Annotated in this window: 22 protein-coding genes and 5 pseudogenes; 21 read left to right on the forward strand and 6 right to left on the reverse strand. The window is 68.5% G+C overall.

The genetic code is table 11. The annotated features are described in order from the left end of the window. Positions 1–14 precede the first annotated feature (14 nt). The 9 genes and pseudogenes from murC (at position 15) to L2X99_RS03675 (ending at position 7,393) form a co-directional block, all read left to right on the forward strand. Positions 15–1,415: a UDP-N-acetylmuramate--L-alanine ligase gene (murC, locus tag L2X99_RS03635; RefSeq protein WP_236125037.1), complete on the forward strand. Its 1,401-nt coding sequence runs from the start codon at positions 15–17 to the stop codon at positions 1,413–1,415. A 1-nt stretch (position 1,416) separates the two neighbouring features. Next, positions 1,417–2,328 (forward strand): FtsQ-type POTRA domain-containing protein, encoded by a 912-nt coding sequence (locus L2X99_RS03640; RefSeq protein ID WP_236125036.1) that lies wholly within the window; start codon positions 1,417–1,419, stop codon positions 2,326–2,328. Positions 2,329–2,514: 186 nt separating this feature from the next. Further along, positions 2,515–3,644: pseudogene (gene ftsZ / locus L2X99_RS03645) on the forward strand (cell division protein FtsZ). A 137-nt stretch (positions 3,645–3,781) separates the two neighbouring features. Continuing rightward, positions 3,782–4,255: a cell division protein SepF gene (locus L2X99_RS03650; protein WP_236125034.1), complete on the forward strand. Its 474-nt coding sequence runs from the start codon at positions 3,782–3,784 to the stop codon at positions 4,253–4,255. A 12-nt stretch (positions 4,256–4,267) separates the two neighbouring features. Continuing rightward, positions 4,268–4,567, forward strand: a complete 300-nt coding sequence (locus L2X99_RS03655; RefSeq protein ID WP_236125033.1) for a YggT family protein — start codon at positions 4,268–4,270, stop codon at positions 4,565–4,567. 130 nt (positions 4,568–4,697) lie between these two features. Continuing rightward, positions 4,698–5,270, forward strand: coding sequence for a DivIVA domain-containing protein (locus L2X99_RS03660; RefSeq protein ID WP_236125032.1), 573 nt, complete (start codon positions 4,698–4,700; stop codon positions 5,268–5,270). 4 nt (positions 5,271–5,274) lie between these two features. After that, the gene (gene lspA / locus L2X99_RS03665) at positions 5,275–5,868 is read left to right on the forward strand and encodes a signal peptidase II (RefSeq protein ID WP_236125031.1); all 594 of its coding nucleotides are present in this window, start codon (positions 5,275–5,277) and stop codon (positions 5,866–5,868) included. A 2-nt stretch (positions 5,869–5,870) separates the two neighbouring features. Beyond that, positions 5,871–6,791 (forward strand): RluA family pseudouridine synthase, encoded by a 921-nt coding sequence (locus tag L2X99_RS03670; RefSeq protein WP_236125030.1) that lies wholly within the window; start codon positions 5,871–5,873, stop codon positions 6,789–6,791. A 29-nt stretch (positions 6,792–6,820) separates the two neighbouring features. Further along, positions 6,821–7,393, forward strand: coding sequence for a GNAT family N-acetyltransferase (locus L2X99_RS03675; RefSeq protein WP_236125029.1), 573 nt, complete (start codon positions 6,821–6,823; stop codon positions 7,391–7,393). A gap of 15 nt (positions 7,394–7,408) precedes the next feature. Here the strand turns inward: L2X99_RS03675 and L2X99_RS03680 are convergent, their stop codons facing one another. Beyond that, complete coding sequence (locus tag L2X99_RS03680) at positions 7,409–8,008, reverse strand: TetR/AcrR family transcriptional regulator (RefSeq protein WP_236135647.1); 600 nt, start codon at positions 8,006–8,008, stop codon at positions 7,409–7,411. Between the two features lie 93 nt (positions 8,009–8,101). Between L2X99_RS03680 and L2X99_RS03685 the strand changes: the two genes are divergently transcribed. From L2X99_RS03685 to L2X99_RS03715, 7 genes and pseudogenes are all read left to right on the forward strand, one after another. Beyond that, entirely contained in the window at positions 8,102–8,707 is a 606-nt protein-coding gene (locus L2X99_RS03685) for a DUF6230 family protein (protein WP_236135648.1), read from the forward strand. A 14-nt stretch (positions 8,708–8,721) separates the two neighbouring features. Further along, on the forward strand, positions 8,722–9,996 hold the full coding sequence (locus L2X99_RS03690; protein WP_236135649.1) for a DUF6114 domain-containing protein: 1,275 nt from the start codon (positions 8,722–8,724) through the stop codon (positions 9,994–9,996). Between the two features lie 66 nt (positions 9,997–10,062). Beyond that, positions 10,063–13,578, forward strand: coding sequence for a DNA polymerase III subunit alpha (dnaE, locus tag L2X99_RS03695; RefSeq protein ID WP_236135650.1), 3,516 nt, complete (start codon positions 10,063–10,065; stop codon positions 13,576–13,578). A gap of 116 nt (positions 13,579–13,694) precedes the next feature. Then, a complete protein-coding gene (locus L2X99_RS03700; RefSeq protein WP_236135651.1) occupies positions 13,695–14,741 on the forward strand; it encodes a hypothetical protein in 1,047 nt (348 codons plus the stop codon). Positions 14,742–14,745: 4 nt separating this feature from the next. Then, positions 14,746–16,056: a histidinol dehydrogenase gene (gene hisD / locus L2X99_RS03705; RefSeq protein ID WP_236125023.1), complete on the forward strand. Its 1,311-nt coding sequence runs from the start codon at positions 14,746–14,748 to the stop codon at positions 16,054–16,056. Between the two features lie 23 nt (positions 16,057–16,079). Beyond that, positions 16,080–16,550, forward strand: coding sequence for a transcriptional regulator NrdR (gene nrdR / locus L2X99_RS03710; RefSeq protein WP_236125022.1), 471 nt, complete (start codon positions 16,080–16,082; stop codon positions 16,548–16,550). A gap of 10 nt (positions 16,551–16,560) precedes the next feature. Next, a pseudogene (locus tag L2X99_RS03715) lies at positions 16,561–17,590 on the forward strand (quinone-dependent dihydroorotate dehydrogenase). 13 nt (positions 17,591–17,603) lie between these two features. On the opposite strand, the gene L2X99_RS03720 reads toward L2X99_RS03715, so the two are convergent. Next, positions 17,604–18,167, reverse strand: coding sequence for a DUF3043 domain-containing protein (locus tag L2X99_RS03720; protein ID WP_236135902.1), 564 nt, complete (start codon positions 18,165–18,167; stop codon positions 17,604–17,606). Positions 18,168–18,212: 45 nt separating this feature from the next. Here L2X99_RS03720 and L2X99_RS03725 point away from each other — a divergent pair. The 5 genes and pseudogenes from L2X99_RS03725 (at position 18,213) to L2X99_RS03745 (ending at position 23,204) form a co-directional block, all read left to right on the forward strand. Then, positions 18,213–19,624, forward strand: a pseudogene (locus tag L2X99_RS03725) (dipeptidase). 77 nt (positions 19,625–19,701) lie between these two features. Continuing rightward, positions 19,702–20,064, forward strand: a complete 363-nt coding sequence (gene erpA, locus L2X99_RS03730; protein ID WP_236125019.1) for an iron-sulfur cluster insertion protein ErpA — start codon at positions 19,702–19,704, stop codon at positions 20,062–20,064. Positions 20,065–20,153: 89 nt separating this feature from the next. Next, positions 20,154–21,053 carry an aa3-type cytochrome oxidase subunit II gene (gene ctaC / locus L2X99_RS03735; RefSeq protein ID WP_236125018.1) on the forward strand — a complete coding sequence of 300 codons (900 nt, stop codon included), beginning with the start codon at positions 20,154–20,156 and terminating at the stop codon, positions 21,051–21,053. A gap of 3 nt (positions 21,054–21,056) precedes the next feature. After that, positions 21,057–22,784, forward strand: a complete 1,728-nt coding sequence (gene ctaD, locus L2X99_RS03740; protein WP_236125017.1) for an aa3-type cytochrome oxidase subunit I — start codon at positions 21,057–21,059, stop codon at positions 22,782–22,784. Positions 22,785–22,787: 3 nt separating this feature from the next. Then, on the forward strand, positions 22,788–23,204 hold the full coding sequence (locus L2X99_RS03745; protein WP_236125016.1) for a cytochrome c oxidase subunit 4: 417 nt from the start codon (positions 22,788–22,790) through the stop codon (positions 23,202–23,204). Between the two features lie 136 nt (positions 23,205–23,340). Here the strand turns inward: L2X99_RS03745 and L2X99_RS03750 are convergent, their stop codons facing one another. The 4 genes and pseudogenes from L2X99_RS03750 to L2X99_RS18475 all read right to left on the reverse strand — a co-directional run bounded on the left by L2X99_RS03750 (position 23,341) and on the right by L2X99_RS18475 (position 25,779). Beyond that, the gene (locus L2X99_RS03750; RefSeq protein ID WP_236125015.1) at positions 23,341–23,757 is read right to left on the reverse strand and encodes a rhodanese-like domain-containing protein; all 417 of its coding nucleotides are present in this window, start codon (positions 23,755–23,757) and stop codon (positions 23,341–23,343) included. 132 nt (positions 23,758–23,889) lie between these two features. Then, positions 23,890–24,201, reverse strand: coding sequence for a His/Gly/Thr/Pro-type tRNA ligase C-terminal domain-containing protein (locus L2X99_RS18470; RefSeq protein ID WP_442923494.1), 312 nt, complete (start codon positions 24,199–24,201; stop codon positions 23,890–23,892). 89 nt (positions 24,202–24,290) lie between these two features. Then, positions 24,291–25,106, reverse strand: a pseudogene (locus L2X99_RS03755) (aminoacyl--tRNA ligase-related protein); the annotation flags it as partial. 176 nt (positions 25,107–25,282) lie between these two features. Then, positions 25,283–25,779: pseudogene (locus L2X99_RS18475) on the reverse strand (GNAT family N-acetyltransferase). Between the last annotated feature and the right edge of the window lie 61 nt (positions 25,780–25,840).

Genomic DNA, 25,840 nt, shown 5'->3' on the forward strand with positions numbered 1-25,840 from the left:
AGACTGGGCAGGACATGATCAGACCCGACCTCTCCCTCCCGATCCCCGAGACCATCGATTCCGCGCACTTCATCGGCATCGGGGGCTCCGGCATGAGCGGGTTGGCCCGCATGTTCCTCGACGCGGGCATCCGCGTGTCCGGCTCCGACCGGGCCGACGGCGCGAATCTGCGCGCTCTGGCCGCTGCCGGTGCCACCGTGCACATCGGACACGACGCCGCCCACCTGGGTGACGCCGACACGGTCGTGCACACGGGAGCCATCTGGCCCGAGAACCCGGAGTTCGTCACGGCGAAGGAGCGCGGACTGCACGTCATCCACCGCTCGCAGGCGCTGCACTGGCTGATCGGAACGCGCCGACTGGTCTCGGTCGCCGGCGCGCACGGCAAGACCAGCTCGACCGGGATGATCGTCACGGCGCTGCAGGCGCTGGGCGCCGATCCGAACTTCGTCAACGGCGGCGTGATCGAGCAGCTCGGGGTCTCCAGCGCGACGGGTGGTGACGAGCTCTTCGTGATCGAGGCTGATGAGTCCGACGGCACGTTCCTGCTCTACGACACCGCGATCGCGCTGATCACGAACGTCGACCCCGACCATCTGGACTTCTTCGGCGACGAGGACGCGTTCTACGACGCATTCGTGCGGTTCGGCGATGAGGCCTCGGAGGCCGTGGTGATCTCCAGCGACGACGCCGGTGCCCAGCGCGTGCACGCGGGGCTCTCGCATCGGAACGTGATCACGTTCGGTGAGGCGGAAGACGCCGACGTCCGCGTGGTCGAGATCGCCACTGACGGTCCCGTGGCCGCCACCGTCCTGCACGGCGCGGACAGTGCGCGGATGCAGCTCGCGGTTCCCGGCGTGCACAACGCGATCAATGCCACCGGCGCGGTCGCTGTGCTGCTGACGCTGGGGTACGCCCTCGCCGACGCCGTGAGGGCCGTCGAGGGGTTCGCCGGCACGGTCAGGCGCCTCGAGCTGCACGGTGCGGAGCGCGGCGTGCGGGTCTACGACGACTACTCGCATCACCCGACCGAGGTCCGTGCCGCCCTGCAGGCGATGCGCACTCTCGCCGGCGCAGGACGGCTGATCGCCATCCAGCAGCCGCACACGTACTCGCGCACGCAGCACATGTACCGCGAGTTCGCCGAGGTGCTGGAGCAGTACGCCGACCACACCGTCATGCTCGACGTCTACGGCGCACGGGAGGATCCGGTGCCCGGCGTGACCGGTGAGCTGGTCTCCAGCGCGTTCGCGGATCCCGCCCACGTGCACTACGTGCCGGACTGGCAGGACGCAGCGGACTACACCGCGAGCGTCGCTCGGGAGGGGGATGTCGTGGTGACCCTCGGCTGCGGCAACGTGTACCAGATGATCCCGCAGGTGCTCGGCTCCCTTCGGCGGACCGCGGAGGCCTGACGTGCGACGCCCGGCACCGATCCCGGCCTCGGAGGAGCAGGCGCAGCAGCCGGTTCGGTCCGATGCCGTCCGGCAGCCGGTGCCGCTGCGTGCCGACGACGCGGCTGCCGAAGACGAGACCGCGCCGATCGATCCGATCGACCGGAGACCCGCGGCCGAGCTCAGCGGTGCCGACGTCTGGCGCGCGGCGCGCGCGCGACGCAAGGCGCTGAGGGCGGAGATCCGGCGGTTCACCTCGCGGTCACGCAGACGCCGCACGATCTGGCTCACCTCGATCGGCGCCGTGCTGCTCGTGGTGCTCGGCACGGCCGCGGCGGCCTACAGCCCGCTGTTCGCCGTCGAGGACATCTCTGTGGTCGGCGCGAAGACGCTCGATCCGCAGAAGGTCGAGCAGGCACTGTCCGGCCAGGTCGGCAAGCCGCTGGCGCTCGTCGACGACAGCGAGGTGAAGTCCGCGCTGATGGCGTTCCCGCTGATCGAGACGTACGCCCTCGAGGTGCGCCCTCCGCACGGGCTCACGGTGCGGATCGTCGAGCGCACGCCGATCGGCGTGCTCCGGTCGGATGCCGGGTACACGCTCGTCGACGCCGCCGGAGTCGCGCTCGCCACGACGGATGCCCGCCCCGAGGGGCAGCCGCTCCTGGCCATCACCGGCGGTGCCGGCACGCCCGCCTTCGAGAGCGCCGGGCTCGTCGTGCGCTCGCTCCCGGCCGAGGTGCGCGGGGCACTCACCGCCGTGCGCGCGGCGACACCGGACAGCGTGACCCTCGTGCTGGGGGACGGGCGGACCATCCTGTGGGGGAGCGCCGAGGAGTCATCCGCCAAGGCCGTGATCCTGTCGAAGCTGATGGCGAAGAACCCGAAGTCGAAGACCTTCGACGTGTCCTCTCCGACCGTTCCCGTCGTCGGCTGAGACCACCGGGTGCGGTCGGGCGCGTTCTGCGCGGCCGATAGCAGCGAAACGCCGTGTCGCTTGAGGGCGCAAACGCCCGTCGCCGCTTACGTTCATTCGTGAGAACGCAATACCGGGAAATACTTTACACCTCTAGTTGAGGTTTAAGGTTCACATTCTTCAGGCTCGACATAACGGAGGCCGGCCATGAGCCAGAACCAGAACTACCTCGCCGTGATCAAGGTCGTCGGCGTCGGCGGTGGCGGTGTCAACGCCGTCAACCGCATGATCGAACTCGGCCTGCGCGGCGTCGAGTTCATCGCCGTCAACACCGATGCGCAGGCGCTGCTGATGAGTGATGCCGACGTCAAGCTCGACGTCGGTCGCGAGCTCACCCGCGGTCTCGGCGCCGGTGCAGACCCCGAAGTTGGTCGTCGCGCCGCCGAGGACCACGCCGAGGAGATCGAGCAGGCGCTCACCGGCGCCGACATGGTCTTCGTCACCGCCGGCGAGGGGGCGGCACCGGAACCGGTGGCGCCCCCGTCGTGGCGCGCATCGCCAAGTCGATCGGTGCACTGACCATCGGCGTCGTCACCAAGCCGTTCTCGTTCGAGGGTCGCCGGCGTCAGAGTCAGGCCGAGGCGGGCGTCTCGAAGCTGAAGGAAGAGGTCGACACCCTCATCGTGGTGCCGAACGACCGTCTCCTCGAGATCAGTGACCGAGGGATCTCGATGATCGAGGCCTTCGCCACCGCCGACCAGGTGCTCCTCGCCGGTGTGCAGGGCATCACCGACCTCATCACCACGCCGGGTCTGATCAACCTCGACTTCGCCGACGTGAAGTCGGTGATGCAGGGGGCAGGGTCGGCTCTGATGGGCATCGGCTCCGCGCGCGGTGCGGACCGTGCCATCAAGGCCGCCGAACTCGCGGTCGAGTCGCCGCTGCTGGAGGCGTCCATCGAGGGTGCGCACGGCGTGCTGCTCTCGATCCAGGGCGGATCGAACCTGGGCATCTTCGAGATCCACGACGCCGCCGACCTGGTCAAGGAGGCGGCGCACCCCGAGGCGAACATCATCTTCGGCACGGTCATCGACGACACCCTCGGCGACGAGGTGCGGGTCACGGTGATCGCCGCCGGCTTCGACGGCGGAGAACCCGCACCGCGGCTCGAGCCGATGGTCGTGGAGCGTCCCGCCGCGCCGCTGCCCGAGGTGCAGGTCGAGAAGGCCGAGGACACCGCTCCCGTGGAGGAGAAGAAGGTCACCGTCCCGGCGATGAGCTTCGAGCCCGCCATCGACGACGACAACGACCTCGACATCCCCGAGTTCCTGAAGTGACCGTCGGTCGCGCGGTCGTCCCCGCTCCGGCGGGAAGGCCGCGCGACACACCCGGAGGATCGGCGGGTGAATCACCGATCCGCACCCCGACCGGGGTTAACCTCGAACCAGGCCCAGACGACCAACCGGAGGACACGATGGGAAACCCGCTGAAGAAGACCATGGTGTATCTCGGCCTCGCCGACGAGGAAGAGGTGTACGAGGACGAGACGCCGCAGCAGGCGGCTCCCGCCGCGCGCCCGCATCGCGAGCGTGAGCGCGAGGAGCAGGCACCTGCTCCGGTCACCCCTCTGCGTCGGCCCACGGCCGTCCGTCAGCCGGCAGGAGGCGCCGTGAACGAGATCCTCACCGTGCACCCGAAGCAGTATCGGGACGCTCAGCTGATCGCCGAGAACTTCCGTGACGGCATTCCGGTGATCATCAACCTCTCGCAGATGAGCGATGCCGACGCGCGCCGCCTCATCGACTTCGCGAGCGGTCTGTCTCTCGGACTGTACGGACGTATCGAGCGGGTCACCAGCAAGGTCTTCCTGCTGTCGCCCGAGAACATCGCCGTCTCCGGTCACGGCGGCCTCGCCCAGGCGGAGTCCGCCGGGTTCGATCAGTCCTGACCGCAGCCGGCCTTGGAGATCTTGGGCCTCATCGGCGGCATCCTCAACCTGCTGCTGCTGCTGTACCTGCTGGTGCTGTTCGTCCGGCTGATCCTGGACTACATCCCGCTGTTCAACCGTGAATGGCGCCCGAAGGGTGCCGGGCTGGTCGCGGCGGAAGTGGTGTACACGATCACGGATCCGCCGATCCGGTTCTTCCGTCGGCTGATCCCTCCGCTGCGCATCGGCCAGCTCTCGCTCGACTTCGGATTCGCGCTCACGATGCTCTGCGTGCTGATCCTGATGTCGATCGTGCGCGCCGTCTTCCGCTGAGCACTCGCCTTCGCAGGTCTCGGGTCGGGGACGATGCTGGCACCCAGGCGCGCCCCCGGGCACCGCCACCGATATTCATCGCCAGTGCTCGTCATCTGGCGCATCGCACTCATCGAAAGAGGAGCCACCCATGGCACTGTCCCCGGATGACGTCGTCCACAAGGAGTTCCAGCACGTTCGCTTCAAGGACGGATTCGACCCGGATGAGGTCGATGACTTCCTCGACGAGATCGTCATCGAGTGGCGCAAGGCCCTCGAGGAGAACGCCGAGCTGAAGGCGAAGCTCGCGGCCTACGAATCCGGTGAGAAGGCGGCCGCCCCTGTCGCGTCGGCCCCTGCAGCGGCCGCGCCGATCGCCCCCGAGGTCGCCGGCTCGGCGACCGCCACGGCCGGGATCATCGAGCTGGCCCAGCGCCTGCACGACGAGCACGTCGCCGAGGGCGAGGCCAAGCGCCAGCAGCTCATCGCGGAGGCGCAGACCGAGGTCGAGCGCATCCGGCGCGACGCCGAGGCGAAGCAGCGCGAGCAGTCGGCGCGCCTGGAGCGCGAGCGCAACACGCTCGAGGGCCGTATCACCGAGCTCCGTGAGTTCGAGCGCGACTACCGCTCCAAGCTGCGCAGCCTGATCGAGGGTCAGCTCCGCGACCTCGATCAGAGCGCGGCGTCGACGGACTCGACCCCGGTCTCGGCCATCGGGCTGTAAGTCGTTGGTCCGTCGTCCCCTTCGTCGGTCGGCGGCCGGTGCGATCGTCGCGATTCTCGCGGCGGTGGTGCTGGCCGCCGATCAGTTTGTGAAGTACCTCACCATCACGCATCTGCCGTACGGTGAGCCCGTTCCGGTCCTGGGCGAGTTCCTGCAGCTGATCTACGTGCGCAATCCGGGCGCGGCCTTCTCGATCGGCAAGGAGGCCACGTGGATCTTCACGATCGCCCTGGCGGTCGTGGCCGTGATCATCGTGTGGAAGGCCTTCGGGCTGCGTTCCCGGCTCTGGGCGGTGGTGCTCGGATGCCTGCTGGGCGGTGTCCTCGGCAACCTGACGGATCGCATGCTCCGCGACCCCGGTTTCCCGGTCGGTGAAGTCGTCGACATGATCTCGATGCCCTGGATGATGCCCGCGATCTTCAACGTCGCAGACATCTTCATCGTCACGGGCATGATCTCGGTCGCCCTGCTGGTGCTCTTCGGACTGCGGTTCGACGGCACGCGGGAGCGCGACCATGAGGCTGCCGAGAAGGCTGAAGCCGAGGGCGCGGCGGCCGAGGGCGCGGCGCCGGGGGTCCAGCCCTCTCCGGAGAGCTGAGCGTGGAGTCGCGCACACTGCCGGTGCCGGACGGACTCGACGGCGCACGCGTCGACGCGGCTCTGGCGAAGATGCTGGGCTTCTCCCGCACCTTCGCTGCCGAGGTCGCCGAGGCAGGCGGCGTCTCACTCGACGGAGCGCCTCTGGGCAAGTCGGACCGCCTGCGCGGCGGCGGCTGGCTCGAGGTCAGCTGGCAGCCCAAGGAAGAGCCGCGCATCGTGCCGATCGCGGTCCCCGAACTGGGCATCGTGCACGACGACGATGACATCGTCGTCGTCGACAAGCCCACCGGTGTGGCCGCGCATCCCTCGCTGGGCTGGGAGGGGCCGACCGTGGTCGGCGCCCTGGCCGCAGCCGGGTTCCGGATCGCCACCAGCGGCGCTCCGGAGCGTCAGGGCGTGGTGCACCGCCTCGACGTGGGCACCAGCGGCCTCATGGTCGTAGCCAAGACCGAGTCCGCCTACAGCGCGCTCAAGCGGGCGTTCAAGGAGCGCACGGTCGAGAAGATCTACCATGCGGTCGTGCAGGGCCACCCCGACCCGCTGGTCGGTACGATCGACGCCCCGATCGGGCGGCATCCGCACCACCAGTGGAAGTTCGCCGTGGTGCCGGACGGCAAGCCGTCGGTGACCCACTACGAGACGCTCGAGGCGTTCCCCGGAGCCTCGCTCCTGGAGATCCACCTCGAGACCGGGCGCACTCATCAGATCCGCGTGCACATGGCTGCGCACCGGCATCCGTGCGTCGGCGACCCGCTGTACGGGGCGGATCCGCGGATGGCCGAGCGTCTCGGCCTGACCCGGCAGTGGCTGCACGCGCACCGGCTCGCGTTCACCCACCCGGCGACGGGCGACTGGGTCGAGTTCGAATCGCCCTACCCCGCCGACTTCCAGCACGCCCTCGAGGTGCTGCGCGGCGAGTGATGTCGGACGCCGGTGCGAGACTGACGTCCATGGACATCGAGGTTCGCCCCGCGACCGAGTTCGAAGACGTCGCCGTGCTCGTCGGCCCGAAGAAGCCGACGTCGAACGTGTGCTTCTGCCTGAGCTACCGCATCGGCAGCAAGGAGAACGTCGCGCTGCGCGGCGCGGCGCGCGCCGAGCGCGTCCGTGAACTCTGTCATCAGGACCCGCCGCCCGGCGTGATCGCCTACGGTGACGGCGAGCCGGTCGGGTGGGCCGCGCTGCACCCGCGGCGCGAAACGAGCTTCGCCAGGAACCGCCTCATCCCGCACATCGACGACCTCGACGTGTGGTCGCTGTGGTGCTTCCGGGTCCGGCCGGGCTTCCGGAAGCAGGGGATCATGCACGCGCTCATCGACGGCGCGGTGTCCTACGCCCGGGAGCAGGGCGCTCCGGCGATCGAGGGATATCCGGTCGACAACGGCGTCGACAGGGTGAACCTCACGATGGCCTACGTCGGCACGAGGTCGCTGTTCGAAGGGGCGGGGTTCACGAAGGCGGCCGACACCGACTCGGTGCTCGATGGATTCCCGCGCGTGCTGATGCGGCTCGATCTGGGCTGAGTCCGAGGCGACGGGTCAGAGTTCGGCGCCGCGGGCCGCGGCGACGGCCGCATCGAGCGACCGCTCCAGGAAGGCGACCACGGCATCGCGGTCGGCGTCGTCGTCCACGGCAAGGGTGACGAAGACCTCCTCGGCGAACGAGACCCAGGCGCGCAGCGTGATCCGCAGAGCGCGTGAGTCCGGCTCGCCGACCTCGGCGAGCGCCTCCAGTAGGTGGGCGGCGTTCAGTTCGCGGGACTCGTCGACGACCGCGCGCACCGCCGGGTCGCCGCTCGCGACGCCGCGCACGAGCGAGAAGAACGTGCCGCGGTGCTCACGCACGAACATCGCGATGCGCTCCAGCGTGTCGCGCACGCGCTCGCGCGGCGGCAGCTCGGGGCGGGGAGCAGTGGCGGTGAGCAGTGCGTCGCGCGCGGTGGTGACGACGGCGCGGTGCATGCCCTGGCGGGTGTCGAAGTAGTGGAAGATCAGGGCGCGCGAGACGCCGGCGCGCGCGGCCAGCTCGTCGATGGTCAGCTCGTCGAGCGGGTGATCGCTGAGAAAGTTCACGCCCGTGGCGACCAGCTGCGTGCGTCGCTCATCCGGGGTGAGACGGACGCGGCGCTCGACGGACATGGCGAAATCCTATCGGCGGACGTTATTGACTAGGAGTCAATGAGGGTTATGCTCGTAAGCGCGTCGACGAGGATGCACACTCCAGGAGGATCGATGAAGAAGCCCAAGTTCTCGAAGCTGACCACCACTCATGGCGGGCGGATCGCGCTGGCCGCCGTCCCGGTCGGGATCGCCGCCGCGGTCCTCATGGGGGGAGTGGCCCAGGGACAGGTCCCGGTGTCGTTCGCCGTGTCGGGCAGCCAGTTCCAGATCAGCGCGAGCCAGCTCGAGGGCACCGGCTTCTCGCAGTACGCCGGCGTGGCCACCGACACCGAGGGCGGCAAGCACACCGTCGCCATCGCGAACATCAAGAGCGCAACGCTGGCGGATCTCTGCCAGTCGGTCGTCACCGAGACCCCGCTCGGAAAGGTCGGCGTGCTGATCAAGGCGGGCGGCGGCGACGCACCGGCATCCGCCTCCGACCTGCAGATCGGCATGACAGGTCTGAAGGGCGATGCGTCGTTCGGCCACATCCGCATCGGTGTGGACGCCTCGACCGTCAGCACGAAGGAGAAGGGCACCGCGGGCGACTTCGCCCAGGACGCCGACACCGTCTCGATCAAGGGCCTTCAGCAGACGGCGTGGAGCACGCAGGCCTCGGTGTTCACGCTGACCGGCATGACCCTGGAGCTGACGGACGGATCAAAGGGATGCTTCTGAGCGGATCCCATCCGATGTCGAAGAGCGAGGACCTGGACGGCACGATGTCGTCGCGACGGGAGCGTCGCGCTGCCGCGCATGAACCCGACGGCGCGGACGCGCCGGAGCTGGATGCGCTGCTCGCCGAGGGCGAGGCGGAGGCCGCCGCCGAGCAGGCGTCCGAGCACCTCGGCGGGTGGCAGCGCTTCCGGGCCTGGGCGAAGCGCCGGCCGTTCGTCGGCGGGCTGCTGGTCGCCGTGGCGGGAGTGGAGATGTTCTTCTCCGGTCAGCTCGACATCGGCCATCTGCACGTGCAGCTCGGCATCGAGGGGCTGCAGGCGACGATCATCCCGATCGCGCTGCTGCTGCTCGGCGTCCTGGCGATCGCCATGCCCGTGCACCATGTGTTCTACGGCGTGATCGCGCTCGCCGTCGCGCTGTACTCGCTGATCGGCGTGAACCTCGGCGGTTTCCTCATCGGCATGATCATGGCCTCCGTCGGCGGCGTGCTGGTGGTGGCCTGGATGCCGCCGGAAGCGCGCGGAGCCGGAAGGCCGAGAGGTCTCCTCGTGACGGCTCGCCGCACGAGGCTCGCGGCCGCCGTACTGGCGGTCGGTGCGCTGGTGACGCCGCTGACGGTGGGGGCCGCCACGGCGCCGGCCGCGACGGTCCGGCACACCGGATTCTGCGACGTCCTGCCCTGGCTCTGCCCGGCGCCGAAGCCGGCGGATCCTGCGCCGACGCCGTCGAGGAGTGACCCGGCATCCGCCACGCCTGCACCGGATCCCGGCACGGACGAGGCTGCGGACGACGGAGCGAAGGGCACGGCTCCAGTCGCGAAGGGCACGGCACCGACCCCGACGCCGTCCCCGGTCGTCGCGCAGCCCGACGCCGGCGCACCGGTCTTCACGGACATCCCGGCTCAGATGGGATCGAAAGGGCTGTCGTTCAGTGGCCTGAAGTCGATCGGCATCGTGACCGTGCCCACCAAGAGCGGCAAGGACGTGCGCGTGCTGAAGATCAGCGCCGACGCCATCACCATCACCGGCTTCTCGCTGACGGTGCGCCCGCCGGACGGACCGGGCCTGGTGACCAAGGCCGACACGATGGCGCTGCGCGGGAACGTGACGGTGTACATCGGCTCGATCACTGCGGAGGGGCACGACGGCAAGACGCTGACACTCGGCCTGGACACGCCGCCCGCGCTGGACGACATCAGGCCGGGACTTCTGCGCGTGACGATGGGCCTCGTCGGCACGCTCGCCGACTCGATCTCCTACACCAACACGAACCAGTACATGGTGGAGTGAGCCTGACGGCACCGGCACGGCCCTGACCGGGTCTCCGGTGTCGGGGCCGCCTCGTAGACTCGAAGCATGGCATCCGACTCCTTCGTCCACCTCCATGTGCACAGCGAGTACTCGATGCTGGACGGTGCGGCGAAGATCGCCGCGATGACCCAGGCCGCGGCCGACTACGGCATGCCGGCGATCGCGGTGACCGATCACGGGAACACGTTCGCGGCGTTCGAGTTCTACAACGCGGCCAACGCCGCAGGCGTCAAGCCGATCATCGGCCTCGAGGCGTATCTCACTCCGGGAACCCACCGTGGCGACAAGTCGCGTGTGGCGTGGGGTTCGCCGGATCAGAAGAGCGACGACGTCTCCGGCGCCGGCGCGTACACCCACATGACGATGTGGAGCCAGAGCACGCAGGGCATGCACAACCTGTTCCGGCTCAGCTCCCTGTCGAGCATCGAGGGCTACTACTTCAAGCCCCGTATGGACCGTGACCTCCTCCAGACCTATGGCAAGGGTCTGATCGCCACGACCGGCTGCCCCTCGGGTGAGGTGCAGACCCGCCTGCGTCTCGGTCAGTACGACGCGGCGCGTGCTGCGGCGGCGGAGTTCCAGGACATCTTCGGCAAGGAGAACTACTTCGCCGAGATCATGGACCACGGCCTGTCCATCGAGCGGCGGATCATGACGGATCTGCTGCGCCTCGCCAAGGATCTGAACATCCCGCTGGTCGCGACGAACGACTCGCACTACACGCACCAGCACGAGGCGGATGCGCACGAGGCCCTGCTGTGCGTGCAGTCGGGGTCGACCATGGACGACCCGAACCGGTTCAAGTTCGACGGTGACGGCTATTACATCAAGACCGCGGCCGAGATGCGGCAGCTGTTCCGCGACCATCCCGAGGCGTGCGACAACACGCTGCTGATCGCCGAGCGCTGCCAGGTCGAGTTCGACACCTCCGCGAACTACATGCCGAAGTTCCCGGTGCCCGACGGCGAGACCGAGGACAGCTGGCTGGTCAAGGAGGTCGAGAAAGGCCTGCACTACCGCTACCCGAGCGGCATTCCCGACAAGGTGCGCAAACAGGCCGAGTACGAGCTCGGCGTCATCCTGCAGATGGGCTTCCCCGGCTACTTCCTGGTCGTCGCGGACTTCATCAACTGGGCGAAGAACAACGGCATCCGGGTCGGACCGGGCCGAGGCTCGGGCGCGGGATCGATGGTCGCCTATGCGATGAAGATCACCGACCTCGACCCGCTCGAGCACGGCCTCATCTTCGAGCGATTCCTCAACCCGGATCGCGTCTCCATGCCGGACTTCGACGTCGACTTCGACGACCGCCGTCGTGGCGAGGTGATCGACTACGTCACAGAGAAGTACGGCTCCGAGCGCGTCGCGCAGATCGTCACCTACGGCACCATCAAGTCCAAGCAGGCGCTGAAGGACGCCGGTCGTGTGCTGGGCTTCCCCTTCAGCATGGGCGATCGTCTCACGAAGGCGATGCCGCCCGCGGTGATGGGCAAGGACATGCCGCTCAGCGGCATGTTCGACAGCGCGCATCCCCGCTACAAGGAGGCCAGCGAGTTCCGCGCGCTGATCGACACCGACTCCGAGGCGAAGACGGTGTTCGACCGGGCACTCGGCCTGGAGGGCCTGAAGCGGCAATGGGGTGTGCACGCTGCGGGCGTGATCATGTCGTCGCATCCGCTGCTCGACATCATCCCGATCATGAAGCGCGAGCAGGACGGCCAGATCGTCACGCAGTTCGACTACCCGTCGTGCGAGTCGCTCGGGCTGATCAAGATGGACTTCCTCGGGCTGCGCAACCTCACCATCATCTCGGACGCCCTCGACAACATCCGCATGAACAGGGGCGAGGAGCTCGACCTCGAGCACCTCGAGCTCGACGACCGCGCGGTGTACGAGCTGCTGGGCCGCGGCGACACGCTCGGCGTGTTCCAGCTCGACAGCCCGCCGCTGCGCTCTCTCATGCGTCTGATGAAGCCCGACAACTTCGGCGACATCTCGGCGCTCATCGCCCTGTACCGGCCCGGGCCCATGGGGGCCAACTCGCACACGAACTACGCGCTGCGCAAGAACGGGCAGCAGGAGATCACGCCGATCCACGCTGAGCTCGCCGAACCCCTCGCCGACATCCTCGAGGAGTCCTACGGTCTGATCATCTATCAGGAGCAGGTCATGGCGATCGCCCAGAAGGTGGCCGGCTTCAGCCTCGGACAGGCCGACATCCTGCGTCGAGCGATGGGCAAGAAGAAGAAGTCCGAGCTGGACAAGCAGTACGCGGGCTTCTCCGGCGGCATGAAGGAGCGCGGCTACGGGGAGGGCGCCGTCCAGGCGCTGTGGGACATCCTGCTTCCCTTCTCGGACTACGCGTTCAACAAAGCGCACTCGGCGGCGTACGGTCTGGTCTCGTACTGGACGGCCTATCTCAAGGCGCACTATCCCGCGGAGTACATGGCGGCGCTGCTGACCAGCGTCGGGGACTCGAAGGACAAGATGGCGCTGTACCTGAACGAGTGCCGTCGCATGGGCATCAAGGTGCTGCCGCCCGATGTGTCGGAATCGATCAACTTCTTCGCGGCCGTGGGCGAGGACATCCGTTTCGGTCTCGGTGCGGTCCGCAACGTCGGCAGCAACGTCGTCGACGGCATCATCGAAGCGCGCAAGGACGAGAGGTTCACCTCGTTCCACGACTTCCTGAACAAGGTGCCGCTGCATGTGGTGAACAAGCGCACGGTCGAATCCCTGATCAAGGCGGGCGCGTTCGACACGATGGGCAACACCCGCCGGGCTCTGCTGGAGGTCCACGAGGATTCCGTCGAAGCAGCGGTGAGCACGAAGCGCCGGGAGGTGAACGGCGAGGTCGGATTCGACTTCGACAGCCTCTGGGAGGCCGACGAGGTTCCCCCCGCACAGGTGCCGGAGAAGCCGGAGTGGACCAAGAAGGACAAGCTCGCCTTCGAGCGCGAGATGCTCGGACTGTACGTCTCCGACCATCCGCTCGCCGGGCTCGAGGTGCCGTTGGCCAAGCACGCCTCGATCTCGATCCACGACCTGCTCGCCTCAGAAGACCTGCGGGACGGCGATCAGGTCACCGTGGCGGGGCTGGTCACCAGCGTGCAGCACCGCGTCGCGAAGGCCAGTGGCAACCCCTACGGCATGATCACCGTCGAGGACTTCAACGGCGAGGTGACCGTCATGTTCATGGGCAAGACGTACACCGAATTCCAGCACGTCCTGCAGCAGGACGCGATCCTCGCCGTCCGCGGCCGGGTGTCCCGTCGCGACGACGGCCTCAACCTGCATGCTCAGTCGGCGTTCGCGCCCGACATCGGCTCGTTCGACGCGGCGGGCCCGCTCTCGCTGGTCGTCGCCGAGCAGCGCGCGACCGAACGCGTGATGACCGAGCTGGCCGAGGTGCTCCGGCGCCACTCCGGTGAGACCGAGGTCGTGCTGCGGGTGCATCGCGGCGGCTCCGCCAAGGTCTTCGAGGTGCCGATGCCCGTCTCGGTCACCGCCGACCTGTTCGGCGATCTGAAGTCCCTTCTCGGTCCGTCCTGCCTGGGCTGAACGCTGTCGTCAACCGTCACGGGCGGCGGGCGCACGGCCGTCGCCGGTAGGATCGGGTCGCGTACCCGGCGCCGCGACCTCCCCCGACCGCGCGTCGCGACGAAAGGAGACCACCGATGAGCACAGCGGCCCCCGACGACGGCGTGCTGTACGAAGAGCAGGTCGAACCCGAGTACGGCATCCTCGGGATGACTCTGAGAGAGCTGCTGATCGTCGCCCTGTGGGTCGTCGGCTTCGTCGTGTCGTTCTTCCCGCTCGGCGGTCACGGCGCGTCGTCGCTCTGGCAGAGCGGTCTGCACTGGATCCTGCCGGTCGCCGTGCCGACGGTCGCGGTGTTCCTGATCGTGCTGCGGAGGTTCTCCCCGGAGGGGATCCGGCGCGTCGGGTCACTGGGCGTGGACCAGTTCGCGTCCGTCGCGTTCTCGGTGTCCGCCCTGCTCTGGGTGCAGCTGATCTGGGACCTCGCAACCGCGTCGGTGTCGGATGGCGCCTTCCTCGTCGGCTGGTCTCCGATCGTCGAGACGGTGGTGGCGCTGGGCCTCGTCGTGCTCACCGTGCTCGCGCCCCTCATCCCCGGGCTGAAGGACGACTTCCACGGCCGTCTCGAGACGCTGGCGCACCGGAACGCGAATCCGGCCCGTCCGGTGATCGCGCGTCCCCGGCCCGAACGGGAGATGCTCGCGATCGAGGCCCCGGTCGATCGGACCGAGGACACCGAGGCTGCCGAGGACACCGAGGCGGACCTCCTGTTCGCGACAGGGACGGACGCCGTGGCGGAGGTGCTCCCGGTCGCGCATCACGACGTCGATGACCGCGCGGACGAGGTGACAGCCGTCGAAGAGATCGCCGACGTGGCCGACGACGTGACGGCCGACGACGTGACGGCCGCCGACGTGACAGCCGTCGAAGAGATCGCCGACGACATCGCCGACGAGGAGACCCATCCGGCGGGCGAGCCCAGGACGAAGGAGGCCGCACAGCCGTTCTGGATCCTCAGCCCGGATGCGCGAGACGTGCTCGACGAGCACGGCCGGACGCTCTTCAGCGTCGGACCGCACGCCTGGGCGCTGGTCATCGAGGATCGCGGCGGCGCCTACGTCGTCCGGCATGATGACGGCCGCATCGGCTATCTGCACGACATCACGAACATCACGAAGGGCTGACCGGGTGCGCACCATCGATCTCCGCGGACGGGAACTCTCCGCCGCGGCCATGCTCGCTGCCGTACCGCGCGCCGCGCAGGCGCGCGCAGAGGCTCTGGACACGGCTGCGCGCATCGTCGACGACGTGCACCGTCGTGGCGAGGAGTCGCTGCGCGAGCAGGCCGAGCGCTTCGACGGCGTCTCCGGCCACGACATCCGGGTGCCGGCCGAGCACCTCGCCGATGCGCTCGACTCGGTGGACCCGCGCGTGCGCGCGGCGCTCGAAACGGCGATCGAACGGGTGCGCCGCGGGTCCGCGGCTCAGGTGCCCGCAGTCCGTGCCACCGAGATCGGACCGGGTGCGCGCATCGTGCAGCGCTGGCAGCCGGTCGATCGCGTCGGCGTGTACATCCCGGGCGGCAAGGCCGCGCTCGCCTCCAGCGTCGTGATGAACGTCGTGCCCGCGCAGGTGGCGGGCGTCTCCCGGATCGCCCTCGCCTCACCGGCGCAGAGCGCGCACGGCGGGCGGATCGACCCGACCATCCTCGCGGCCGCGGCGCTGCTCGGAGTGGACGAGGTGTACGCCATGGGCGGAGCGGGTGCGATCGGCGCCCTCGCCTGGGGTGTCGAGAGCCTCGGTCTCGATCCCGTCGACGTCGTCGCGGGACCCGGGAACAACTACGTCGCCTCGGCCAAGCGCGCCGTGGCAGGGATCGTCGGGACCGATTCGGAGGCCGGTGCGACCGAGATCCTGATCGTCGCCGACGCGAATGCCGACCCGCTGCTCATCGCCGCCGATCTCATCAGCCAGGCCGAGCACGACGAGCAGGCCTCCGCCGTGCTGGTCACCGACTCACGGCAGCTCGCCGAGCGCGTGGCGGGAGAGGTCGCCACCCTCGCCGCACGCACACGGCACAGCGAGCGCGTCGCCGTGGCCCTCGGCGGACCGCAGTCCGCCGTCGTCCTCGTCGACGACCGCGCCATGGCCGTCGCGTTCAGCAACGCCTACGCGCCGGAGCACCTCGAACTGCACCTGGCCGATGCCGAGAGCGCCGCGGACTCGTTCACGAGCGCCGGCGCGGTGTTCCTCGGCGACCAGACGCCGGTCAGCCTGGGCGACTACATGGCGGGGAGCAACCACGTGCTGCCGACGGGCGGCCAGGCGCGCTATGCGCCGGGCCTCGGCGCCTACACCTTCCTGCGCCCCCAGCAGGTGATCTCCTACGATCGCGAAGCGCTCGCGCTGGTCCGCGAAGGGGTCGTCGCGCTGGCCGAGGTCGAAGGGCTGCCGGCCCACGGCGAGGCCGTCGAGGCGCGGTTCGGCGACCGGGGCTGATCCGGCGGGTACTCTGGAACATCATGCACTGCCCCTTCTGCCGGCATCCGGACTCCCGCGTGATCGATTCGCGCACCAGCGACGACGGCCTGTCGATCCGCCGCAGACGCCAGTGCCCCGAGTGCGGTGGCAGGTTCACCACGACCGAGACCGCGAGCCTCGCGGTGATCAAGAGGTCCGGTGTGATCGAGCCGTTCAGCCGCGACAAGGTCATCAGCGGCGTGCGGAAGGCGTGCCAGGGCCGTCCGGTGACCGAGGCCGACCTGGCGATCCTCGCGCAGCGCGTCGAGGAGGCGGTCCGTCAGACCGGTGTCTCGCAGCTGGACACGAACGAGATCGGGCTGGCCATCCTCGGACCGCTTCGTGAGCTCGACGAGGTGGCGTTCCTTCGCTTCGCGAGCGTCTATCAGGCGTTCGACTCGCTCGAGGACTTCGAGACCGCCATCGGCGAGCTCCGCGCCGACCGTGAGATCGCCGCTGCCGACGACCGGTAATCTGGCAGGGATGTATCCGCTGCTCTTCCGCCTCGTCCTGTCGCGCTTCGACCCGGAGTTCGCGCACCACGCCGGCATGGCCGTCATCCGGGTGGCCGGCGCGCCGCCGTTCTCGTGGGTCGCCCGCGGGCTGACGAGGCCCCACCCGGAACAGCGCGTGCAGGCGCTCGGACTCTCGTTCCCGTCGCCGTTCGGCGTGGCGGCCGGATTCGACAAGAACGCCGTCGGCGTGCGCGGCCTCGCCGCACTGGGCTTCGGCCATGTCGAGGTCGGCACCGTCACCGCGATCCCGCAGGACGGCAACCCGAAGCCGCGCCTGTTCCGGCTCGTCGCCGACCGCGCGGTGATCAACCGGATGGGATTCAACAACGAAGGAGCGGATGCCGCCGCCAGGCGGCTGTCGAGGCTCCGCCGGCGGATGCCGCAGACGGTGATCGGTGTGAACATCGGCAAGAGCCGTGTGGTCGACGTCGAGAACGCCACCGCCGATTACGTGGCGTCCGCCAGCCGGCTCGCACCGCTCGCCGACTACCTGGCGGTGAACGTCTCCTCCCCGAACACGCCGGGGCTGCGCGGCCTGCAGGCGGTCGAGACGCTGGCACCGCTGCTGCGCGCGGTGAAGACGGCGGCGGGGGAGACGCCGCTGCTGGTGAAGATCGCTCCGGACCTGCCCGATGAGGAGATCGCTGCGATCGCGGCGATGGCGGTATCCGAAGGGCTCGCCGGCATCATCGCGCACAACACCACCATCGCGCGCGAGGGACTGGTCACCGACGCGTCCGTCGTCGAGGCGGCCGGAGCGGGCGGACTGTCCGGTGCTCCGCTGAAGCAGCGGTCGCTGGACGTGCTCGCCGTCGTGCGCGCGGCCGTGCCCGCCGACTTCTGCGTGATCGCCGTCGGCGGTGTCGAGACGGCCGAGGACGTGCAGAAGCGGCTGGATGCCGGTGCGACCCTGGTGCAGGGCTACACCGCGTTCCTCTACCGTCGGACCGCTCTGGGCGCGCCAGATCAATCGCGGCCTGCGTCGGATCGCGCCCTGAGCGCCCCCGCGGGTCAGGCGGGGTACTGACCGCGCTTGACCTGAGCCTTTGGCAGGCGCATGAAGCGCATCTGCAGGGAGCGCATCGCGGCGTACCAGCCGAGGCCGCGCTCGAGGCGCTCCTTGCCGAACTTCGCCGCGGCCTTCCGCTTGACGCGCCACGCGAGCAGGACCATGTCGAGCACGGCGAGGAGCATGAAGATCCAGAGCGCGATCATCGCACCGTAGGCGATCGTGGCGATCGGCATCAGCGCCGCCACGATCACGACGATCATCATCGCCATCACCCACTCGCTGAGGTGCCAGCCGGCGTCGACGTAGTCGCGCACCCAGCGACGCTGCGGTCCCTTGTCACGGGCCGGAAGGTACTTGTCCTCGCCCCGCTCCATGCCGAGGCGAGCGCGGTCGCGGCGCGCCTGCAGGTCGGCCTTCGCCGCGGCGCGGGCCTCTTTCGTGTCAGCGACGAGGGGACGACGTCGGGCGGCCTCCTGCTCGGAGCGCTTCGGGGTGGCGCGGCCCTTGCCGACGGCGGGCGTCTCGGGTGCGTCGTCGCTGGCGGGGAGTGGAAGCGGGCACAGCAGTCCTCATGTCGTGGAACGGGATCTTTCCTTAAGATTACTCGCATGACCACCATCCCCTCCCCGTCGTCCGCCGAGCAGGAGTCATCCGTCCTGGAAGCGGTCGCCTCGGGCATCCCCGCCGCTCTGTCCGACCTCGGCGCGCTCGTGCGCATCCCGGGCATCGCGTGGCCGGCGTTCGATCAGACCCAGCTGGAGCGCAGCGCCGACGCGGTGGCGGAGCTCGCCCGCGGCATCGGGGTCTTCGACGAGGTGCGCGTGCTGCGGGCGGCGATCCCCGGCACCGACGAGACCGGCCAGCCCGCGATCCTCGCGACGAAGAAGGCGCGGAACGGCCGCCCCACGATCCTGCTCTATGCGCATCATGACGTGCAGCCGCACGGTGACGAGTCCCTCTGGGAGACGCCGCCGTTCGAGCCGACGGTGCGTGACGGGCGCCTGTACGGGCGCGGCGCCGCCGACGACAAGGCGGGCATCATGTCGCACATCGCCGCCCTGCGCGCGGTCTCCGAGGTGCTGGGAGACGATTTCGACCTCGGCGTCTCGATGTTCATCGAAGGTGAGGAGGAGTACGGCTCCCGGTCGTTCGCGCAGTTCCTCTCCGACAACGCCGACGCGCTGCGCGCCGATGCGATCGTGGTCGCCGACTCCGGGAACTGGGACCAGCGCACCCCCGGACTGACGGTGTCGCTGCGCGGGAATGCGCGGTTCACGGTGAAGATCCGCACGCTCGAGCACGCCTCGCACTCCGGCATGTTCGGGGGAGCGGTGCCCGACGCGATGATGGCAGCCGTCACGCTGCTCGCCACGCTGTGGGATGCCGACGGCGCCGTCGCCGTGGACGGGCTGGAGGCCCGCGATGCCGAGACGCCGGCGTACGGCGAGGACACTCTTCGCGATGAGACCGGGCTGCTGCCCGGCGTGTCCCCCGTCGGTCGCGACGAGATCCTGTCCCGCATCTGGAACAAGCCCTCCGTGACGATCACCGGCATCGACGCGACCAGCGTCGAGGCGGCGTCCAACACGCTGCTGCCCGAGGTCAGTGTGGTGATCAGCTCGCGCGTGGCGCCCGGCCAGCGCGCCCAGGACGCCTACGACGCGCTCGAGGCGCACCTGCGGGCGCACGCGCCGTTCGGTGCGGAGCTGACGTTCACCGACGTGGATCTCGGCGACGGCTTCCTCGTCGACACGGCCGGCTGGGCGGTCGAGCTCACACGAGGCGCGATGGCCGACGGCTACGGGATCGCGCCGGTCGATCTGGGCGTCGGCGGATCGATCCCGTTCATCGCGGACCTGGTGCGCGAGTTCCCTGGCGCGCAGATCCTGGTCACCGGCGTGGAGGACCCGCATTCCCGGCGCACAGCCCGAACGAGTCGCTGCACCTCGAGACGTTCCGCAACGCGGTCCGCACCGAAGCGCTGCTGCTCGCGCGGATGAACGGCGCGGCACAGGGCTGAACCAGCCGCTGTGGCGTCTGCGGCGGTAGACTGCGAACACGGCGGCGCCAGCGCCGCACGAGTACTCAAGGAGTGACATGAGCGACACCACGCTGACCGAGACGAGCACCCGCGCGCACGGCGTCGCGCTGACCGACGCCGCCGCGCTGAAGGTGAAGAGCCTGCTCGAGCAGGAGGGCCGCGACGACCTGCGTCTGCGCGTGGCCGTCCAGCCCGGCGGATGCTCGGGCCTGATCTACCAGCTCTACTTCGACGAGCGGTACCTCGACGGTGACGAGACGGTCGACTTCGACGGCGTCGAGGTCATCGTCGACAACATGAGCGTGCCGTACCTCGACGGCGCCTCGATCGACTTCAAGGACACCATCTCGGAGCAGGGGTTCACCATCGACAACCCCAACGCTCAGGGCTCCTGCGCCTGTGGCGACAGCTTCCACTGACCCGCCGCCAACCTGCGTGGTTGGCATGAATCAGGTGTGAGGTTGCCCTAGACTCGGGTTGCCCCTGTCCGAGATCTGAAAGGTGCACCGTGCCTTCGAAACGCCGCCTTCGTTGGGTCGCGATCCCGCTGGGAATCGCGACAGCTGTGGCTCTGGCGGGATGTTCTCCCACCGAGCTCCATGGCTTCCTCCCGGGCTTCGTAGAGGACGGCACCGCCGCCACGAACCAGACCGACAGGGTCGCCTCCCTGTGGGTGAACTCCTGGATCGTCCTGCTGGCCGTCGGTGTCATCACCTGGGGCCTGATGGGCTGGGCGCTGGCGGTCTACCGCCGCCGCAAGGGCCAGACCGGCCTGCCGGTGCAGCTGCGCTACAACATGCCGATCGAGATCCTCTACACGGTGATCCCGCTCATCTTCATCCTGGGCATGTTCTTCTTCACCGCGCGTGACCAGACCTCGATCGAGACGCAGTGGGACGACCCCGACGTCGAGATCACGGCGATCGCCAAGCAGTGGGCGTGGGACTTCCAGTACGACGGCGACGAGAAGGACAACTCCGACGCCGTCTGGACCATGGGCGTGCAGGCGCAGCCCGACGACAACGGCGACATCGACCGCGACAAGCTGCCCACGCTGGTGCTGCCGGTCGACCAGAAGGTCAAGATCGACCTTCAGTCGCGCGACGTGATCCACTCCTTCTGGATCATCGACTTCCTGTACAAGAAGGACATGTACATCGGCAAGGACAATTCGTGGTCCTTCATCCCGACCCGCGTCGGCGAGTACGACGGCAAGTGCGCCGAGCTGTGCGGTGAGTACCACTCGATGATGCTCTTCAACGTCAAGGTCGTGTCCCAGGCGGACTACGAGAAGTACCTCGACGAGCTGCGTGACAAGGGCAACACCGGTGACATCACCGATGCCTACGATCGTCTGTCCAACCTTCCGGGCACCGGATCGAACTCGGGCGCGAAGGAAGAGGAGTAAGCCATGACGACGACTGCAGAACCCCAGACCGATACACCCAGGGGCCGTCCCACGACGATCCCCGCCCGTCAGGCCGCGCTGCTGTCCTCCACCCGCGTGGAGCAGAAGGGCAACATCGTCGTCAAGTGGATCACCTCCACCGACCACAAGACGATCGGGTACATGTACCTGATCGCGTCGGTGCTGTTCTTCCTGCTCGGCGGCGTGATGGCCCTCGTCATCCGCGCGGAGCTGTTCGCGCCCGGCATGCAGATCGTGCCGACGAAGGAGCAGTACAACCAGCTGTTCACGATGCACGGCACGATCATGCTGCTGATGTTCGCGACACCGCTGTTCGCAGGCTTCGCGAACGCGATCCTGCCGCTGCAGATCGGTGCTCCCGACGTCGCCTTCCCGCGCCTGAACGCCTTCGCCTTCTGGCTGTTCCTGTTCGGCTCGATCATCGCCGTCGCCGGCTTCCTCACCCCGCAGGGTGCCGCGTCGTTCGGCTGGTTCGCCTATCAGCCGTTGGCGAGCGCATCGTTCTCGCCGGGCGCCGGCGGAAACCTCTGGATGCTCGGCCTCGGCATGTCCGGTTTCGGCACGATCCTCGGTGCGGTGAACTTCATCACCACGATCATCACGATGCGCGCGCCCGGCATGACCATGTGGCGCATGCCGATCTTCTCGTGGAACACGCTCATCACCAGCCTGCTGATCCTGATGGCGTTCCCGGTGCTCGCAGCAGCGATCCTGGCCGCCGCCGCCGACCGCGTGCTCGGCGCGCACATCTACGATCCGGCCAACGGCGGTGTCCTGCTCTGGCAGCACCTGTTCTGGTTCTTCGGCCACCCCGAGGTGTACATCATCGCGCTGCCGTTCTTCGGCATCGTCTCCGAGGTGTTCCCGGTCTTCAGCCGCAAGCCGATCTTCGGGTACAAGACGCTGGTGTACGCGACCATCTCGATCGCCGCGCTGTCGGTGGCCGTGTGGGCGCACCACATGTACGTCACCGGTGGTGTGCTGCTGCCGTTCTTCGCCCTGATGACCATGCTCATCGCTGTTCCGACAGGCGTGAAGATCTTCAACTGGATCGGCACGATGTGGCGAGGGTCCATCACGTTCGAGACGCCGATGGTGTTCGCGCTGGGCTTCCTGGTGTCGTTCGTCTTCGGTGGCCTGACCGGCGTCATCCTCGCCTCGCCGCCGCTGGACTTCCACCTCAGCGACTCGTACTTCGTCGTGGCCCACTTCCACTACGTGGTGTTCGGAACCGTGGTGTTCGCGATGTTCTCCGGCTTCTACTTCTGGTGGCCGAAGTGGACGGGGCGCATGCTCAACGAGCGCCTCGGCTACATCCACTTCTGGATGCTGTTCATCGGCTTCCACATGACGTTCCTGGTTCAGCACTGGCTGGGCGTTGACGGCATGCCGCGTCGTTACGCGGACTACTCGGCGTACGACAACTGGACGTGGGAGAACCAGGTCTCGACGATCGGTGCGATCATCCTGGGTGCCTCGATGCTGCCGTTCTTCCTGAACGTGTGGATCACGGCGCGCAAGGCTCCGAAGGTCACCGTCAACGACCCGTGGGGTTACGGCGCATCCCTCGAGTGGGCGACCAGCTGCCCGCCGCCGCGTCACAACTTCACGTCGATCCCGCGTATTCGCAGCGAGCGTCCCGCGTTCGACCTGAACCACCCCGAAGCTGCGGAGCACCCTGTTGCCGCCGCGGCAGGAGAGGCGAAGTAACCCATGCGCTCCAATGTCGTCCTGTGGTGGATCATCACCGTCTTCTTCCTGATCACGGCCGGTGTGTACGTGGGCTGGAACCTCATCGCCGAGAGCCACGTCGAGTGGGTCGGAGCTGTCGCGCTGCTCTTCGTCGCCTTCATGGGTGCGATGATCGCGCTCTACCTGCACCGCACCTACAAGGCGCAGGGCGGTGAGCTGCCGGAGGACATCCTCACGGCGGACATCGACGACGGCGACCCCGAGCTCGGCGAGTTCAGCCCCTGGTCCTGGTGGCCGCTGGTGCTGGCCGGGTCGGCGTCGATCTTCATGATCGGCCTCGCCGTCGGACACTTCCTGCTGCCGATCGGACTTGCGATCTTCGTGGTCGCGATCGTCGGATGGGTCTACGAGTACTACCGCGGACACTTCGCGCGCTGATCATTTCAGCGAGAACGCCCCGGGCTCAGCCCGGGGCGTTCTGCATTCCCTATGGGGCGGAATCTCGCATCCGGGGCAGAGTAGCGCCGCCCCGAACGCGAGATTCCGCCCCAATCCCGGAGTCAGCCGAAGAGGCTCAGGCGCGGGTTCGGATGCGGGGGACGTTGGTGTTCGGGTCGATGGGGCGGCGGTGCACGCCGTCGGCGTTCTCGATCGGGAAGCCCTCGCGAACCCAGTACTCGAAGCCGCCGATCATCTCGCGCACCTCGTAGCCCAGCTTCGCGAACTCGAGCGCCCCCTTGGCGCCGGCGTTGCATCCGGGGCTCCAGCAGTAGACGACCACGGCACTGCCGGCGGGGATCTCCCTCGGAGCACGATCCGCGATCTCGCTGTAATGCATGTGCACGGCGCCGGCGACGCGGCCCTGCGCCCACGCCTCAGCCGAACGGACGTCGACGATCACCGCCTGCTCTCCGGCCTTCTGGGCGGTGTACACGTCACTGGGGTCGGTCTCGAAGGCGAGCTTGGCGGTGAAGTAGTCAGTGCGATCCATACGCTCAGGCTACGCCGTGCGCTTTCCCTCGAGCACGATGTTGCAAGGAGCTTCCCGCTGCTGATAGCGGCAGCGGAGCAGCGTAAAGCTCCTTGCACGTGGCGCATGGTGCCGGCGGCGAAGGTGACCCGCTCAGCGCACGGGGGTCGGCGCCGAAGACGGGCTGCACGCAGTCCGGTCGTCGATCTCCGCGCGCAGCTCCGCGACGAAGGCGTCGAGGTCCACGGTCCGGCCGTTCACAGCCAGGTTCCCGGCGGCGGTCTCGCGATCGCCGATGACGCCGACATACGGCGCCGGAAGAGCATGCGCGCGAGCAACGCGAGATCCGAGGGTGCCCCGGTCGAGGAGCCGAACGCGGATGCCGGCCTCAGCCAGACGCGCGCGGACCAGCTCCGCGGCATCCGCATGCCGGCGTGGATCGACGGGCACGAGCGCGACCTGCACGGGGGAGAGCCAGGTCGGGAACCGCCCTGGTACTGCTCGATCAGCAGAGCGACCAGACGCTCCATCGAGCTGAGCAGGCCGCGATGGATCATCACGGGCCGATGCTTCGCGCCGTCCACGCCGATGTAGCTGAGACCGAACCTCTCCGGGAGCACACGGTCGACCTGGACGGTGGACAGGGTCTCCTCGCGTCCGGCCGAGTCGCGCACCTGGACATCGATCTTCGGGCCGTAGAACGCGCCTTCACCGGGGACGTACTCGAAAGGGATGCCGCGTCGGTCCAGCGCCGCACGAAGGTCGGCCTCCGAGGCGTCCCAGTCCTGATCGGCGCCGGAACCGGGGCCTCGGCCCGACAGCCGATAGTGATCGACCGTGATGCCCAGCACGCCGTAGGCGTCGGTGATCGCGTCGAGCGCCTGCACCACCTCGTCGACCACCTGGTCCTCGGCGCAGAACACGTGGGCGTCGTCGAGACTGATCTGACGCACCCGGCTGAGACCGCCGAGAACTCCGGAGAGCTCGCTGCGGAACATCGAGGCCGACTCGATGAGGCGCACCGGCAGGTCGCGCCAGCTGTGCGCTTCGGCAGCGTAGACCTGCACGTGACTGGGGCAGTTCGCCGGACGGAGCACCAGCTCGTCGTCCCCGACCTTCATCGCCGGGAACATGTCCTCGGCGAACTTGTTCCAGTGCCCGCTCTGCTCGAACAGAGCGCGCTTCGCGAGCACAGGGGTGTGCACGCGAACGCAGCCGGTGCGCTCGGCGATCTCCGCCGCCATCCGTTCGAGCTCCCCGCGGATGACGGCGCCGTCGGGCAGCCAGATCGGCAGGCCCGCGCCGATGATCGGGACAGTGTCGAACAGGCGCAGCCGGCGTCCCAGTGAGCGGTGGTCCTCGTTCTCCATGATGATCTCCTTCGAAGGGAGCCGAGGAGACACCGGAAGACGACGAGAGCCCGGGGTGTTCCCCGAGCTCTGATGTGTGGGTGGTTCGCTACAGGCAGCGCCGGAGAGAGTCCGGCGTCGTCGTCACCTGAAGCATTCGCATGGCGAAGACTCTAGCACTCCCGGACGGGACGGCGTCAGAGGGACGTCACCATCTGGACGCGTGCATCGTGGCGCATCAGTCCGAGATCCTCCTCGACGGCGACCAGACCGCGCTGGAAGTCCGTCGCGGGCTCTGACACCCGGAAACCGCAGGAGGCGTAGAACGGAGCGTTCCAGGGCACGTCGACATAGGTGCGCAGCGTGACCTCGTCGTGCCCGTGCGCGGCGGCGACACGGAGCGCCTCGTGCACCAGCTGCCGGCCGAAGCCGCGTCGACCGAACCGGGGAGCACCGCCACCTGCTCGAGGTGCGCCTCGCCCAGGGGCTCCAGGACGTGCGCGAACCCGATCACCTCTCCGTCGAACTCGGCGACGAGAAGGAAGCCCGGCTGCGCTGCACGCTCCGCCGCGGAATCCGGTGACGGCCAGTCCACTGCTCCGAACCGCTCGACGAGCAGCCGGTCGGCATCCGCCTCGATCGCTTCGATCAGCGGAAGATCCTCGGGCCGGACGTCACGGATGATCAGGGGCATCAGGACAGCCTATCGAGCGGGCGAGCAGACGAAGGAAAACCCCGTCCGGAGACGGGGCCTT

The organism is Microbacterium sp. KUDC0406, assembly GCF_021582875.1.
In the GTDB taxonomy this organism is placed as follows: Bacteria; Actinomycetota; Actinomycetes; order Actinomycetales; family Microbacteriaceae; genus Microbacterium.